Below are 15,532 nucleotides of genomic sequence, written 5' to 3'. Positions count from 1 at the left end.
GTCACCCGATGTGCAGCGGGTCGATCTGAACGCGAACCGGCTGTTGGTCGTGACGGGCGCTGAGCACGGCGGTGGCCCGGCGCAGGGTCGAGGAAAGGGCCAGTCCGGTGTCGCGGGGAACCCGCAACAGCATCCGGATCACCGTCGTGTCGGACGCCAGTCCCGGCGGTCGGCGCGCGCCGACCGGCAGGTCGACCGGGCCGAGTTGTTCGGTGCCCTCGGGCGTATCGGCGATGTCGAGCAAGCTGTGCACCGCCTCGGGCGGTCCGTCCACCGCGGCCATGTGCACGTCGGGCGGCAGGCCGACTTCAGCGCGCGCGTTCAACTCGGCGTCGGCGTGACCGACGGGGTCCCAGCGGATCAGCGCCTGCACGGTCGGTATCGCGGACTCGGCCACCACCGCGATCACCCCGCCGTCGCCGCGGTTGCGTACCAGGGCGCCCGCGGCCATCCACCGCCGCAAGGTGTCCTCGGCCGCCCGCAGGTCCTGGCGACCGAGCAGCGCCCAGCTGTCCAATAGCAGCGCGGCACCGTAGCCGCCCGCGACCACCGGTTCGGCGCCGGGCGTGGCGACGACAACCGCGGGCTGCGGCGCAACCTCGGCGACCATCGCGTCACCGCCGGAGGTGATGACCGTCGTGCCCGGAAACGCCCTGCCGAGTTCCTCGGCGGTGCGCCTGGCCCCGACGACGACCGCGCGCACCGCCTCCGAGCCGCACCGCACGCAGCGCAGCGACGGGTGGGCGCGCCCGCACCACCGGCACACCGCGCCTGCGGCATCGCGGTCGGGCAGCGACAAGGGCCCCGTGCAGTTGCGGCACCGGGCGATGGCCCGGCAGCGCCCGCACGCGAGGGCGGGTAGGTATCCGCGGCGGGGCACCTGCACCAGCACCGGGGCGCCGGATTCCAGCGCCTTGCGCGCCGCCTGCAGCGCCATCGACGGGAGCCTGGCCGACCGCGCGGCGGGGTCGCGTTCCTGTTCGAATCCGCTGTCGTCGAGGGCGATGACGCGCGGCGAGGCCGCCCGCACCGTCGGCCGCAGCGCGACCAGGTCGTGCGCCCAGCCGCTGCGCACCAGGGCCTGGGCTTCCGCGGTTCTCGCGAATCCGCCGATCAGTGCGGCGCAGCGCAGCTGATGTGCCCGCAACATCGCCACCTCGCGGGCATGCGGATACGGCGCACGGGGTTCGGCGAGCGTGTCGTCGCCGTCGTCCCACACCATCACCAGACCGAGGTCGGCCACAGGTGCGAACACCGCGCTGCGGGTGCCGATGACGAGCCGGGCCCTGCCGCGCAGCACCGACAACCAACGCCGATAGCGTTGCGCGGGGCCGAGTCCCGCCGACAAGGCCACCACCAGATTCTCGTCGAGGAGGCCGAGCGCGGCGGCGTGCACCGCGTCGATGTCGCGCTGATCCGGCACGATCACCAGCACACCGCGGCCCGAGTTCACCATCACCGCCGCGGCCTCGGCCAGCCGGTCGGGCCACGCCTCCCCGGGCAGCGCCTGCCAGACCGCTCGGGCGGCCCGTCCGCCCGCCAACGCCGCGAGGAACTGCTCACCTCTGCCGTAGGCGTTCCAGGAGTCGGTTGCGACGGGCTGCGGGTCGATCGGCGCCGTCGGCGGCGGCTCCTGTTTTTCGACCCGGGCATGCCGCGGCGGGATGGCCAGCCTCAGAACGTCCGCGCGGGTGCCGGCGTAACGGGCCGCCACGGCGTCGGCGAGTCGACGGATCTCGGGCGTCAGCACCGGCTCGGGCGAGACCACTCGATCGAGCCAGCCGAGCTTGCCCACGTGGTCGGTGTCGGACCGCCTCTCCAGGATGAACGCGTCGACCAGCCTGCCGTGGAACCGCACCCGGACGCGGACTCCGGGCTGCGCGTCGTCCGACTGCTCGGCGGAGACCAGGTAGTCGAACTCGCGGTCGAGGTGCGGGACGGTCAGCATCGGCAGCACACGCGCGACCGGCTCGTGCTCGGCAGGCTGTCTGGTGGCGCCCGGGCGGGCCGGGCTGTCGGACCGCGTCACGCAGGATTGGTAGCAGACGGCACCGACGTCCTGCCGAAGAAGAACCCGGCGGTGATGAGCACAAGCGAGGCCGCATACACCCACCAGATCGGCACCGCCAGGGCCTCGGACCCCAGCACGAACTTGCCGATCCCGATCATCGCGTCCGACACCGCGAAACACACCGCACCCAGCGCCGTCCACGGCGTGGGCAACCGGGCCATCAGCGCGGCGCACACCATCGCGCCGAGCACCGCGATGTACAGCGTGACCGGTACGGCCATGCCCTCGGCGATGAGCCGCGGCCAGAACCACACCAGCAGGGCCAGGCAGGCCGCGACCGTGACCGCGGCGGCGGCCAGCCTCGGACTGGAGCGGGCGACCAACGGCCACAGCGCGCCCAGGAAGCTCAGGTGGGCGACGAGGAACGCGGCCAGCCCGAGCACGAACGACGGCTCCCACCACGGCAGCGCCAACAGGAAATCGCCGGCCGCCGAGAACAGCAGCGCAGCCACCAACCAGCGTCGTTCCCGCGCGACCGGATGTGTCACCGCAGCCGCGGCGAGCAGCACCGCCGCAGCGGCCTTGACCGCGGGCTGCAGCACGAACTGCCCGGTGAGCTCGGCACCGGCAGGCAGTCGCAATGCGGTCGCGATCAGGAACAGCCCGTACCCGGCGGCCACGACGGTGGCGGCCACCCACAGAAGTCGGGTCCGCCGGTGAACGTACGGTGTCCCCATGTCAGTCCCTGAGGTGGGGCCAACCAGCCCGGAACCCATAGACGCCATTCTGCTGAAGGTACTGCAGGCAGTTCCGTTCCAGTTGACAACCGACGGGGGCGTGCAGGCCGCACGTGAGCGGTTCAACGCGCTGCCGCGAGTCGAGATCCTCCCCGAGGTGGAGGCACAGGACCGCACGGTCGACGGGCCCGGTGGCCCGATCCCCGTCCGGGTGTACCGGCCGCCGACCGCGTCCGATGCGCCCGCCCCCGCGGTGGTGTTCTTTCACGGCGGCGGCTGGTGTGTCGGTGACCTCGACAGCTACGACGGCACCGCGCGTCGACATGCGGCCGACGCCGAGGCCGTGGTGGTGGCCGTCGACTACCGGCTGGCTCCCGAGCACCCCTTCCCCGCCGCTGTCGACGATGTGTGGGCGGTGACGCGGTGGGTCGCCGCGAGCGCGGACGAGCTGGGCGTCGACGCGGGTCGGCTCGCGGTGGCCGGCGACTCGGCGGGCGGCAATCTCGCCGCGGTGGTGGCGCAGTTGGCGCGCGACGCGCGCGGGCCGCAGATCTGTTTCCAGCTGCTGTGGTATCCGGCCACGACGTGGGACACCACGTTGCCGTCGTTCGCCGAGAACGCCGACGCGCCGATCCTCGATTTCGCTGCGGTGGGCGGCTTTTCGCGGTGGTACGTCGGCGACATGGATCTGTCGGACATGCCGGCGACGCTGGCGCCGGCGCGCGCCGCGGACCTGACCGGGCTGCCGCCGGCCTACATCGCCGTCGCGGGCCATGACCCGTTGCGTGATGACGGGGCCCGATATGCGGAATTGTTGTCCGCCGCCGGGGTTTGCGTCGAACTGCACAACGCCGGAACACTCGTGCACGGCTACCTCGGCTATGCCGGGGTGGTGCCCGCGGCGACTGAGGCCACCGAACGGGGATTGAGGGCGCTGCGCGGCGCGTTACACGCTGTGTGAGCACAACAAAATCCATAGACACCGTGCACGCGTTCTGGGATGAGGTCTGGAACGCCCATGATCCGGCGGCGGTGGACCGCTTCGTGGTCGACGACTTCGTGATCATCACCGGCGGCGAGACGGTGCGTGGCCGCGAGAATTTCAAGGCCTGGATCGCCGGATTCCTGAACAAGGTCGACGACTTACATCTCGAGGTCGTCGAGTCGTTCGAGAGCGCCGACGGCAGGCGCGTCGCGTCGCGGTGGCTACTGACGGGGAAGAACAACGGCTACCTCGGAAGCTCGCCCGACGGCAGCGAAATTGCGATGACCGGTACCGCGGTCTGGGCTGTCGGCGAGGACGGCAAGCTGCTCACCAACTGGGTCGAACGCAGCGCTTGGGAGCTGTCGCAACGGCTGAACAACGGGGGTACCGTGATCGGGACGTGAGCGACACGGGGAGGCTCTATGACAGTGCCCGATCACGACACCATCATCGTCGGCGCCGGCTTCTCCGGCATCGGGGCGGGGATCAGCCTCGACAAGGCCGGGCTGGGTGACTATCTGATCATCGAAGCCGGCGAGGGACCGGGTGGGACGTGGTACTGGAACACGTATCCCGGTATCGCCGTTGATATTCCGTCGTTCTCCTACCAGTTCTCGTTCGAGCAGAGCCCGGAATGGACCCGCACGTACGCACCGGGGAGCGAGTTACGCGCCTACGCCGAGCACTGCGTCGACAAGTACCGTCTGCGGCCCAAGATCCGGTTCAATACCAAGGTGCTGGGCGCCGTCTACGACGACGAGCAGAACCTGTGGCGGATCGAACTCGACTCCGGCGACGTCCTGACATCACGGTTTTTGATCAATGCGTGCGGCGCACTGGTCACGCCGAACCTGCCCGACATCGACGGCGTCGACTCGTTCGCCGGCGTGACCATGCACACCGCGCGCTGGGACCACTCGCAGGACCTCTCGGGCAAGCGCGTCGCGGTCATCGGCACCGGAGCGTCAGCGGTGCAGGTGATCCCCGAGATCGCGCCGATCGTCAAGCAGCTCACCGTCTTTCAGCGCACACCGATCTGGTGTTTCCCCAAGTTCGACGTGCCGCTGTCGCCGACGGTGCGGCGGATGATGCGGCTGCCCGGCGGCCATGTGGTGCAGCGGATGCTCAGCCAGGCGTTCGTCGAGCTCACCTTCACGCTGCCCGCACAGTACTTCTCCATCAACCCGATGGCCAAGAACATGTCGAAGGTCGGCGAATCGTATCTGCGTAAAGAGGTGCACGATCCGGAGGTCCGGGAAAAGCTCACGCCCGACTACGCCGTCGGCTGCAAGCGGCCCGGCTTCCACAACACCTATCTGTCGACCTACAACCGCGACAACGTTGAGTTGGTCACCGAGCCGATCGACAAGATCACCGGTTCGGGTGTGGCCACCGTCGACGGCGCCACCCGCGAGGCCGACGTGCTGATCCTGGCCACCGGGTTCAAGGTGATGGACACCGACGAGATGCCGACCTTCTCGGTGACCGGGGCCGGCGGCCGGTCCTGGAGCCGGCATTGGCAGGAAAACCGGCTGCAGGCCTACGAAGGAGTGAGTGTGCCGGGTTTCCCGAACTTCTTCACGGTGTTCGGGCCGTACGGCTACGTCGGTTCGTCATATTTCGCGCTCATCGAGACGCAGACGCATCACATCGTCCGCTGCCTCAAGCACGCCCGACGCGAGGGCGCCCGCCGCGTGGAGGTCACGCAGGAGGCCAACGACCGCTACTTCGCCGAGATGATGCGCAAACGGCACCGCCAGATCTTCTGGCAGGAAAGCTGCCAGCGGGCCAACAGCTACTACTTCGACAAGAACGGCGACGCCCCGCTGCGGCCGACCACCACGCTCGAGGCGTACTGGCGCAGCCGCCGCTTCCCGCTTCGGGATTACGCGTTCAGTTCGTAGGCCACCATCGCGCCGAGGCCGACGAAATGGCTGGAATCAGGTGTCTACGGCGACCATTTCGTCAGTTTCGGCGCTGGGATTAGGACTAGACGGACCTATCTCGTCCGACTCCTCAACGCGGCTCGTACCTCGCCGCTTGATCGTCGTCAGACGGAAGCCTTGAGCTCGTCGACCTTGTTCAACTGCTCCCACGGCAGCTCGACGTCGGTGCGGCCGAAGTGGCCGTACGCGGCGGTCTGCGCGTAGATCGGGCGCAGCAGGTCCAGGTCGCGCACGATCGCGCCGGGGCGCAGGTCGAATACCGAGGTGATGGCCTTCTCGATGCGGCCCGGGTCGACGGACTCGCTGCCGAAGGTCTCCACGAACAGGCCGACCGGAGCGGCCTTGCCGATCGCGTAAGCGACCTGGACCTCAACGCGCTCGGCCAGACCCGCCGCGACCACGTTCTTCGCCACCCAGCGCATCGCGTAGGCCGCCGAGCGGTCCACCTTTGACGGGTCCTTGCCCGAGAACGCGCCGCCGCCGTGACGGGCCCATCCTCCGTAGGTGTCGACGATGATCTTGCGGCCCGTCAGCCCCGCGTCACCCATGGGGCCGCCGAGCACGAACTTGCCGGTCGGGTTCACCAGCAGGCGGAAGTCGGAGATGTCCATCGAGTCGTGGCCCAGGTCGGCAAGGACGGTGTTGACGACCTTCTCGCGGATGTCCGGCGTCAGCGTCCCTTCGAGGTCGATGCCCGCCGCGTGCTGCGTCGACAGCACAACCGTGTCGAGGCGCACCGGGGTGGTGCCGTCGTACTGCACGGTGACCTGGGTCTTGCCGTCGGGGCGCAGGTAGTCGAGCACACCGCTCTTGCGGACCTCGGTCAGCCGGCGCGACAGCCGGTGTGCGAGCGCGATCGGCAGCGGCATCAGCTCGGGCGTGTCCTTGATCGCGTAGCCGAACATCAGGCCCTGGTCGCCCGCGCCCTGCAGATCGAGCGGGTCGCCCGCGCCCTCGACGCGGGTCTCGTGCGCGGTGTCGACGCCCATCGCGATATCGGGCGACTGACGACCGATGCCGATGTTGACGCCGCAGGTCTCACCGTCGAAGCCCTTCTCCGACGAGTCGTAACCGATCTCCAGGATGCGCTCGCGCACCGTGGTGGCGATGTCGGCGAAGGCCTCCTTGGCCGCCGTCGTCACCTCGCCGACGACGTGCACCTGCCCGGTGGTGACCAGTGTCTCCACGGCAACTCGCGACTTGGGATCGCCCGCGAGCAAAGCGTCGAGCACCGAGTCGCTGATCGCGTCGCAGATCTTGTCGGGGTGGCCCTCGGTTACCGACTCACTGGTGAACAGCCGAGCTTCACTCACGGTGTGATCCTTCCGCTCAAGTCATCTTGAGGTAGTTAGTCCATCAAATTGTAGGAGTGCCCTGTTGCACCCAAGCCTGTGCTTGCCTCGCGCGCAAGCATTTCACGCAGCCGGATGCGTGATCCGCGCTACCCGCTGCCGCTGTGCAGGAAGGCCACGATCGCGTCCACGATACGGCTGGCCATCAGCGTCTTCGAACCGTGCTCCAGAGCGGACTCCGCGCCGTCGGCCGCGAGCAGCCAACCGTCGTTGTTGTCCACTTCGAACGCCCGATTCTCGCCCACCGCATTGACCACGAGCAAATCGCATCCCTTGCGCTGCAGCTTCGCGCGAGCGTGGTGAAGCACGTCGCCGTTGGCATCGCCGGTCTCGGCAGCGAACCCCACGATGGCCCGCATATTCGGCAGCTGCCCGTCGGCGCGGGCCCGCACGGCACCGGCGAGCACATCCTCGGTGCGAGTCAATTCGATCACCGGCGCGGCGGCGTCCGGATCGGCCGACTTCTTGATCTTGCTGGTCTGCACCTGCATGGGCCGGAAATCGGCCACCGCGGCCGCCATCACCAGCACATGCGCGTCGGGTGCATGCTTGGACACGGCGTCCTTGAGCTGGGCGGCCGAGACGATGTGCACGACCTCGACGCCCGCCGGGTCGACGAGCCCGGCGGTGTTGCCGGCGATGAGCGTGACGTCGGCACCGCGCTGGGCCATCACCCGCGCCATCGCATAGCCCTGCTTGCCCGAACTGCGGTTGCCGATGAACCGCACGGGATCGATCGGCTCGCGCGTCCCGCCCGCGGAGACCAGCACCTTGACGCCCGCCAGGTCGTAGGGCAGGGCGTCGGGTCGCGTCAGCAAAAGCTGCGCCAGCGTGCTGATCTCCTCGGCCTCGGGCAGTCGGCCCGCGCCGCTGTCGGCTCCGGTCAACCGGCCCGACGCGGGTTCGAGGACGACGGCACCGCGGCGGCGTAGCGTGGCGACGTTCTCCACCGTCGCGGGGTGCAACCACATCTCGGTGTGCATGGCCGGGGCGAACAGCACCGGACATCGCGCGGTCAGCAGGGTCGCGGTCAGCAGGTCGTCCGCCCGGCCCGCGACGGCCCGCGCCAGAAGATCCGCGGTGGCGGGAGCGACGACGACCAGGTCGGCCTCCTGGCCGAAGCGGACGTGCGGCACCTCGTGGACGTCGTCCCAGACGCCGGTGTGCACGGAATGACCCGAGAGGGCCTCGAAGGTGGCGGCACCGACGAACCGCAGCGCGGACTCGGTGGGCACGACGCGGACGTCGTGTCCGGCCTCGGTGAGCTGTCTGACCACCGTGGCCGCCTTGTAGGCGGCGATACCACCGGCGACGCCGACGATGATCCGCTTGGGCTCCATGGCGGCCGCTCCCCTATGCCTCGCGGTGTTGCTATTCGCCTTCGGTGTGCTCGAGCAGGTCGGCGTGGATCTCGCGCAGCGCGATCGACAGCGGCTTCTCCTGCAGGCCCGGCTCGACCAGCGGGCCGACGTACTCGAGGATGCCGTCGCCGAGCTGGTTGTAGTAGTCGTTGATCTGGCGAGCGCGCTTGGCGGCATAGATCACCAGCGCATACTTGCTCGACGCGCGATCCAGCAGCTCGTCGATGGGCGGGTTGGTGATGCCCAACGGCGTGTCGTAGGCGCTGGCTGCGGACGTGTCGAAGTCGTCCACAGCTGCCAGCTGCGTGTCGGCGTGCGGGGTGCTCACGAAAAATTCTCCTGGCGGTTTTAGCTGAATGCGAGATAGCTGTCGGGCCTGCGGCGCCGTCTCCGGCGCATACTTATCGGTGGCCCACCAGCAAGGATACCAATTCGGCGCAGGCAGACTCCAATTGACTGTTCACGACCACGGTGTCGAAGTCGTCCTGTGCGGCGAGTTCGGCTCGGGCGGTGGCCAGCCGGCGCTCGATCGCCTCGGGTGTCTCGGTTCCGCGTCCGGTCAGCCGGTTCTTCAGCTCCTCCCAGCTCGGCGGGGCCAGGAAGACGGTCAGTGCCTCGGGCATGGCGGCCTTGACGGCCCGCGCGCCCGCGAGATCCACCTCGATCAGAACGGGCCTGTCGGCGGAGATCGCCTCGCGAACGGGCCGCGCTGGTGTTCCGGAGCGGTGCAATCCGCCGTGGATCTCCGCCCATTCGAGCAGGGCGCCATCGGCGATCAGTTCATCGAATTCGTCGGAGGTCACGAACGAGTAATCAACGCCGTCGACTTCACCCGGCCGCGGGGCCCTGGTGGTGACGGACACGCTGAAATGCAGGTCGGGAACGCGTTCGCGCAGACAGCGAACGACGGTCGACTTCCCGACGGCAGAGGGGCCGGACAGCACGACTACCCGGCCGGCCCCTCGGCCGGCGCTCAACTTATGCGCCTAGGACTGGTCGAACTTTTCCAGCAGCGCCTTGCGCTGACGATCGCCGAGGCCGCGCAACCGGCGGGTCGGGGCGATCTCGAGCTCGGTCATGATCTCCTGCGCCTTGACCTTGCCGACCTTGGGCAACGCCTCCAGAAGCGCCGAAACCTTCATCTTGCCCAAGACCTCATCGGTCTCGGCATCCTTGAGCACCTGCTTGAGGTTGGTGCCGCCGCGCTTGAGCCGATCCTTCAATTCGGCTCGGGCTCGACGTGCGGCGGCAGCCTTCTCCAACGCGGCCGCGCGCTGTTCGTCGGTCAACTGGGGAAGGGCCACGGGTTCCTCCGTCTCATCACCATCAATTTCCACTGCCTCGGCTGATAGGGAAAACCCAGAAACAGCCAGCGACGACGACCGTACCCACGCAGGCTGACGAATGCGAACCCCACCCCCTGGTTACGGCGTCAAAAGCCCAGCGTGTCGGGCGGTCGCGCCGCGCACGCGCCAACGGCGCCTCGCGGCCAGGACCGGCGAAATCTCATTTTGCCCCGCCGGAACCGCCTGCATATCAAGGCATTTCGGATCGTGCGGGAGTGCTGATCGGGCGCTCAGCGCGTGACCTGGGCCACACTTCGATTGGTCGGCGCCGCGAAAAAAGAAAATTTTCGCTGGTCATCAGCTTTCGGGCGTGTCGCGAGCAGCCGGTTTGTGACTTCTGTGACAGCTGAGCCTGGCGGTGCATGTGTTGTGTTGCCGGCCGGTGTGTCATGCCAGGTGGGCGACCGCATCGCGCATTTTCTCGGCCGCGGAGCGCACCGCTGCCACGTCCGGTCCGGCGCGCAGCACCTCGCGGGAGACCGCGGGCAGCAACTGGCCGCGTTGGGCCCCTCCGAGCCCGCTCAGCGCGTCCGGGCGCCCGCCCTGGGCGCCGACACCGGGGACCAGTACCGGTCCGGCGAGCGCGCTGACGTCGGGCGGTTCGGCCAGGGTGGCGCCGACGACGACGCCGATCGGGCCGGGTTGTGCGGGCACGGTGTGGTTGACCGCCGCGGCGGCGTCGACGATCGACTGCGCGACGGTGCGCCCGCCGGCATCGGCGCGCTGTACGGACGCGCCCTCGGGATTCGAGGTGGCCGCGAGCACGAACACGCCGCGGTCATTGGCCAACGCGGTCTCGATCAGCGGTTGCAGCGAGCCGAAGCCCAGGTAGGGCGATGCGGTCACCGCGTCGGCGGCCAGCGGCGAATCACCCGCCCACGCGGCGGCGTAGGCGGCCATCGTCGAACCGATATCGCCACGTTTGGCGTCGGCGAGCACCAGCACGCCGGCCTCGCGGAGCGCGGCGATGGTGTGCTCGAGCACCATGAACCCGGCGGCGCCGTACGCCTCGAAGAACGCGACCTGCGGTTTGACGACGGCGAAGTCGGCGAACGCCGTCACACACACAGAGCAGAACCGGCGCAACCCGTCGGCGTCAGCGGTGAGTCCCCACGCGCGCATCAACTCCGGGTGCGGATCGATGCCCAGGCACAGCGGTCCACGCCGGGCCACCGCGTCGGCCAACCGCAGGCCGAAACCCGTCACGGCCCCAGCACGCTGTGCAGTTCCTGCAGCGACATCACGCCGATGTCGCCGCGGATGCCGGCCTCGATGCCCTGTACCGCCGCGGACGCGCCCTGCACCGTCGTCACACACGGGATGCTGTTCGCCACTGCCGCGGAACGGATCTCGTATCCGTCGACACGAGGACCGGAGTTGCCGTACGGGGTGTTGATCACCATGTCCACCTCCCCGGCCTTGATGAGGTCGACGGCCGACGATGCGGGCCTGTCCTCGCTGGGCTCCTGGAAGTGCTTGCGCACCTCTTCGCACGGAATCCCGTTGCGCCGCAACATCTCCGCGGTGCCTTCGGTGGCCAGAACCCGGAACCCGAGATCGGCGAGCCGTTTGACGGGGAACACCAGCGATCGCTTGTCGCGGTTGGCCACCGACACGAACACGGTGCCCTCCAGCGGCAGGGACCCGTAGGCGGCGGTCTGGCTCTTGGCGAAGGCGCTTCCGAAGTCGTGGTCGATGCCCATGACCTCACCCGTCGACTTCATCTCCGGGCCCAGCAGCGAGTCGATCTGCGTGCCATCGTGTTTGCGGAACCGGTTGAACGGCAGGACGGCTTCCTTGACCGCGACCGGAGCGTTGCGTGCGGTGCTCGCGCCGTCCCCGGTGCGCGCCAGCACGCCTTTCTCGCGCAGTTCGGCGATGGTCGCGCCGAGCATGATCCGCGCACACGCCTTGGCCAGGGGCACCGCGGTCGCCTTCGAGACGAACGGCACGGTGCGGCTGGCACGCGGGTTGGCCTCCAGCACGTAGAGCACATCGTCCTTGAGCGCGTACTGCACATTGAGCAGGCCCACCACGCCGATGCCGTGGGCGATCGCTTCGGTGGCACGTCGCACGGCCTCGATGTCGCTGCGGCCCAACGTCACCGGCGGCAGCGCGCACGCGGAGTCACCGGAGTGGATGCCGGCCTCCTCGATGTGCTCCATGATGCCGCCGATGTAGACCTCGGTCCCGTCGCACAGCGCATCGACGTCGATCTCGATGGCGTCCTCGAGGAACCTGTCCACCAGCACCGGATGTTCGGGCGAGAGTTCGGTGGCCCTGGTGATGTAGCCGTGCAGCGTCTCGTCGTCGTAGACGATCTCCATGCCGCGACCGCCGAGGACGTAGGAGGGCCGCACCAGCACGGGGTAGCCGATGTCGGCGGCGATGCGCCGCGCCTGGTCGAAGCTGGTGGCCAGGCCGAACTTCGGGGCGGGTAGGCCTGCATTGGTCAGCACCTCGCCGAATGCGCCGCGATCCTCGGCCAGGTCGATCGCCTTGGGACTCGTACCGACGATCGGCACGCCCGCGTTCTGCAGGCGTTCGGCCAGTCCGAGCGGTGTCTGGCCGCCGAGCTGCACGATGACGCCGACGACACCGGGACCGCCTGCGCCGGAGACGGATTCGGCGTAGTACACCTCGAGCACGTCCTCGAAGGTGAGCGGTTCGAAGTAGAGCCGGTCGGCGGTGTCGTAGTCGGTGGACACCGTCTCGGGGTTGCAGTTGACCATGACCGTCTCGAAGCCGGCCTGGCTCAGGGTCGTTGCGGCGTGCACGCAGCTGTAATCGAACTCGATGCCCTGCCCGATGCGGTTGGGGCCCGATCCGAGGATCAGCACCTTGGGCCGCTCGGTCTGCGGGGCCACCTCCGTCTCGGCGGCGGGGTCGAGCTCGTAGCTGCTGTAGTGGTACGGGGTCTTGGCCTCGAACTCGGCGGCACACGTGTCGACGGTCTTGAACACCGGGTGGATGCCGAGTCGCTGGCGCAGTGCCCGGACGCCGACCTCACCGGCGAGTTCGGGCCGCAGCGCGGCGATCTGGCGGTCGGACAGCCCGTGGTACTTGGCGCGCCGCAACAGGTCGGCATCGAGCACCGGCGCATCGACGATCTCGGCGCGCAGCGCGACCAGCCCGGCGATCTGCTCGACGAACCACGGGTCGACTCCGGAGGCCTGAGACACCTGCTCGACGGTCGCGCCCTTGCGCAGCACCAGCTCCAGGTCGTACAGGCGCCCGTCCGACGGTGTACTCAGCCGCTCCAGCAACTCGTCGACGGTGACTGTGTCCTCGTCGGGGTCGGCTTTGGTCCAGAACCCGGCGCGGCCGGACTCCAGCGAGCGCATCACCTTGCCGAGCGCCTCGATGAAGTTGCGCCCCAACGACATTGCCTCGCCGACCGACTTCATGGTGGTGGTCAGCGTGCCGTCGGCGCCGGGGAACTTCTCGAATGCGAAGCGCGGGGCCTTGACGACGACGTAGTCGAGCGTCGGCTCGAAACAGGCCGGGGTCTCCTTGGTGATGTCGTTGACGATTTCGTCGAGCGTGTAGCCGATGGCCAGCTTCGCCGCGATCTTGGCGATCGGGAACCCGGTGGCCTTGGACGCCAGCGCGCTGGACCGCGACACCCGCGGGTTCATCTCGATCACGATCAGGCGCCCGTCGGCGGGGTTGACGGCGAACTGGATGTTGCAGCCGCCGGTGTCGACGCCGACCTCGCGCAGGATCGCGATGCCCAGATCGCGCATCGTCTGGTACTCGCGGTCGGTGAGCGTCATGGCCGGCGCGACGGTGACCGAGTCGCCGGTGTGCACACCCATCGGGTCGAAGTTCTCGATCGAGCACACCACCACCACGTTGTCGCGGCCGTCGCGCATCAACTCGAGTTCGTATTCCTTCCAGCCGAAGATCGACTCCTCGATGAGCACGTTGGCGCTCGGCGAGGCGGCGAGCCCGTCACCGGCCATCCGGTCGACGTCCTCGGCGGAGTACGCCATCCCCGAGCCCAGCCCGCCCATCGTGAAGGACGGGCGCACCACCACCGGCAAGCCGAGGTCCTCGACCGTTTCGCGCACCTCGTCCATCGTGAAACACACTCGCGAGCGCGCGGATTCGCCGCCGACCTTGGCGACGATGTCCTTGAACCGCTGCCGGTCCTCGCCGCGCTGGATGGCCTCGAAGTCCGCGCCGATCAGCTCCACGCCGTGCTTGGCCAGCGCCCCCGACTCCGACAGCGCGACCGCGGTGTTCAGCGCCGTCTGGCCGCCCAGTGTGGCCAGCAGGCCGTCGATCTTGTTGCCGCGCTCGGCCTGCTGCACGATCACCCGCTCGACGAACGCCGGCGTGATCGGCTCCACGTAAGTGTGGTCGGCGTACTCGGGGTCGGTCATGATCGTCGCCGGGTTCGAGTTGATCAGGCTGACCTGCAACCCCTCGGCGCGCAACACCCGGCACGCCTGGGTGCCGGAGTAGTCGAACTCAGCGGCCTGACCGATCACGATCGGCCCGGAGCCGATCACCAGGACGTGGTTCAGGTCGCTCCGCTTGGGCATTAGCTGGCCTCATTCCGCGAAACTGCATTCCCGCAGCGAAAGTGCGAGTAATGGCCTGCTGGAATGCAATTTCGGCGCAAATCAGGCACCCTTCTCCCCTGCCATCAGGTCGACAAACTGGTCGAACAGATAGTTCGCATCGTGAGGTCCCGCGGCGGCCTCCGGGTGGTACTGCACCGAAAAAGCCAGCCCACTGACGAGCTTGATGCCCTCCACGACACCGTCGTTGGCGCAGGTGTGGCTGACGATCGCCTCGCCGAACGGGGTATCGAAAACCTCGCCGCGCTCTCCTTCTAACGCGAAACCATGGTTCTGCGCGGTGATCGCGACGGCGCCGGTCTGGTGGTCGATCACCGGCACATTGATCCCACGGTGGCCGAACACCATCTTGTACGTCGAGCGTCCCAGCGCACGGCCCAGGATCTGATTGCCGAAACAGATGCCGAACAGCGGAATGCCCGCGCCGAGCACCTCCCGGGTGACGGCCACGATGTGATCGGCGGTGGCGGGGTCGCCCGGGCCGTTGGACAGGAACACACCGTCGGGTTTCAGGTCGGCGATCTGCTCATAGGTCGTCGACGCCGGCAACACGTGGCTGCGGATACCGCGCCTGGCGAAATTGCGGGGGGTGTTCGTCTTGATGCCGAGGTCGATCGCGGCCACCGTGAACCGTTGCGGTCCTTGAGGTTCCACCACATAGGTGGCGTCGGTGCTGACCTCTCCGGCCAGGTTCGCGCCGAGCATGCCGGGCTGGCTGCGCACCCGCTCGAGCAGTTCGTCGGGGTCGGCCAGCGCCGGACCGGAGAACAACCCGGCCCGCATCGAGCCCCGACTGCGCAAGTGGCGCACGACCGCGCGAGTGTCGATGCCCGCGATGCCGACGATGCCCTGGCGTTCGAGTTCCTCGTCGAGCGTGCCGGTGGCCCGCCAGTTCGAGGCCCTCGGCGAGGGATCGCGCACCGCATAACCGGCCACCCAGATCTTGTCGCCGCGGCTCTCGGCGTCCTCGTGGTTCCATCCGGTGTTGCCGATCTGCGGTGCCGTCGCGACCACGATCTGCCCGTGGTAACTCGGATCGGTGAGCGTCTCCTGATAGCCCGACATTCCCGTGGAGAACACCGCCTCGCCGAGCGCCTGCCCGACCGCGCCGAACGTCGTGCCCGTGAAGACGCGGCCGTCCTCGAGCACCAACAGTGCCTTCTGCGTTTCGCGACGAGCGCTCATCGCCGCCTTGTCGGTTCCTC

13 protein-coding genes are annotated in these 15,532 nt (G+C 68.6%); 3 read left to right on the top strand and 10 right to left on the bottom strand.

Features of this window, described 5'->3' with window-relative positions:
• Position 1 precedes the first annotated feature (1 nt).
• On the bottom strand, positions 2-1,948 hold the full coding sequence (locus AU192_RS09140) for a primosomal protein N' (RefSeq protein WP_165593283.1): 1,947 nt from the start codon (positions 1,946-1,948) through the stop codon (positions 2-4).
• A 77-nt stretch (positions 1,949-2,025) separates the two neighbouring features.
• Positions 2,026-2,748, bottom strand: a complete 723-nt coding sequence (locus AU192_RS09135) for a lysoplasmalogenase (protein WP_064395452.1) — start codon at positions 2,746-2,748, stop codon at positions 2,026-2,028.
• On the opposite strand from AU192_RS09135, the gene AU192_RS09130 reads away from it, so the two are divergent.
• The 3 genes from AU192_RS09130 to AU192_RS09120 are packed head-to-tail and all read left to right on the top strand — an operon-like array spanning position 2,747 to position 5,637.
• A complete protein-coding gene (locus AU192_RS09130; protein ID WP_207544918.1) occupies positions 2,747-3,709 on the top strand; it encodes an alpha/beta hydrolase in 963 nt (320 codons plus the stop codon). The genes AU192_RS09135 and AU192_RS09130 overlap by 2 nt on opposite strands.
• A complete protein-coding gene (locus AU192_RS09125; RefSeq protein WP_064395451.1) occupies positions 3,706-4,137 on the top strand; it encodes an ester cyclase in 432 nt (143 codons plus the stop codon). Before AU192_RS09130 ends, AU192_RS09125 begins: the two co-directional genes overlap by 4 nt.
• An 18-nt stretch (positions 4,138-4,155) precedes the next feature.
• Positions 4,156-5,637, top strand: coding sequence for a flavin-containing monooxygenase (locus AU192_RS09120; protein WP_064395450.1), 1,482 nt, complete (start codon positions 4,156-4,158; stop codon positions 5,635-5,637).
• A gap of 146 nt (positions 5,638-5,783) precedes the next feature.
• On the opposite strand, the gene metK is transcribed toward AU192_RS09120, so the two are convergent.
• From metK to carA, 8 genes are all read right to left on the bottom strand, one after another.
• Positions 5,784-6,992: a methionine adenosyltransferase gene (metK, locus tag AU192_RS09115; protein WP_064395449.1), complete on the bottom strand. Its 1,209-nt coding sequence runs from the start codon at positions 6,990-6,992 to the stop codon at positions 5,784-5,786.
• A gap of 128 nt (positions 6,993-7,120) precedes the next feature.
• A complete protein-coding gene (gene coaBC / locus AU192_RS09110; protein WP_064395448.1) occupies positions 7,121-8,371 on the bottom strand; it encodes a bifunctional phosphopantothenoylcysteine decarboxylase/phosphopantothenate--cysteine ligase CoaBC in 1,251 nt (416 codons plus the stop codon).
• A gap of 31 nt (positions 8,372-8,402) precedes the next feature.
• The gene (rpoZ, locus tag AU192_RS09105) at positions 8,403-8,720 is read right to left on the bottom strand and encodes a DNA-directed RNA polymerase subunit omega (RefSeq protein ID WP_064395447.1); all 318 of its coding nucleotides are present in this window, start codon (positions 8,718-8,720) and stop codon (positions 8,403-8,405) included.
• 73 nt (positions 8,721-8,793) lie between these two features.
• Positions 8,794-9,369 carry a guanylate kinase gene (gene gmk / locus AU192_RS09100; protein WP_064395446.1) on the bottom strand — a complete coding sequence of 192 codons (576 nt, stop codon included), beginning with the start codon at positions 9,367-9,369 and terminating at the stop codon, positions 8,794-8,796.
• 9 nt (positions 9,370-9,378) lie between these two features.
• On the bottom strand, positions 9,379-9,696 hold the full coding sequence (mihF, locus tag AU192_RS09095) for an integration host factor, actinobacterial type (protein WP_003889986.1): 318 nt from the start codon (positions 9,694-9,696) through the stop codon (positions 9,379-9,381).
• Positions 9,697-10,125: 429 nt separating this feature from the next.
• Positions 10,126-10,944: an orotidine-5'-phosphate decarboxylase gene (pyrF, locus tag AU192_RS09090; RefSeq protein WP_064395445.1), complete on the bottom strand. Its 819-nt coding sequence runs from the start codon at positions 10,942-10,944 to the stop codon at positions 10,126-10,128.
• Positions 10,941-14,288: a carbamoyl-phosphate synthase large subunit gene (carB, locus tag AU192_RS09085; protein ID WP_064395444.1), complete on the bottom strand. Its 3,348-nt coding sequence runs from the start codon at positions 14,286-14,288 to the stop codon at positions 10,941-10,943. The genes pyrF and carB overlap by 4 nt, the downstream gene beginning before the upstream one ends.
• Positions 14,289-14,369: 81 nt before the next feature.
• Positions 14,370-15,512 (bottom strand): glutamine-hydrolyzing carbamoyl-phosphate synthase small subunit, encoded by a 1,143-nt coding sequence (gene carA / locus AU192_RS09080; RefSeq protein WP_064395443.1) that lies wholly within the window; start codon positions 15,510-15,512, stop codon positions 14,370-14,372.
• Positions 15,513-15,532: the final 20 nt, after the last annotated feature.

This window comes from Mycobacterium lehmannii (assembly GCF_001499925.1).
Classification (GTDB): Bacteria; Actinomycetota; Actinomycetes; order Mycobacteriales; family Mycobacteriaceae; genus Mycobacterium; species Mycobacterium lehmannii.
This window is presented reverse-complemented; position numbering and strand designations above follow the sequence as displayed.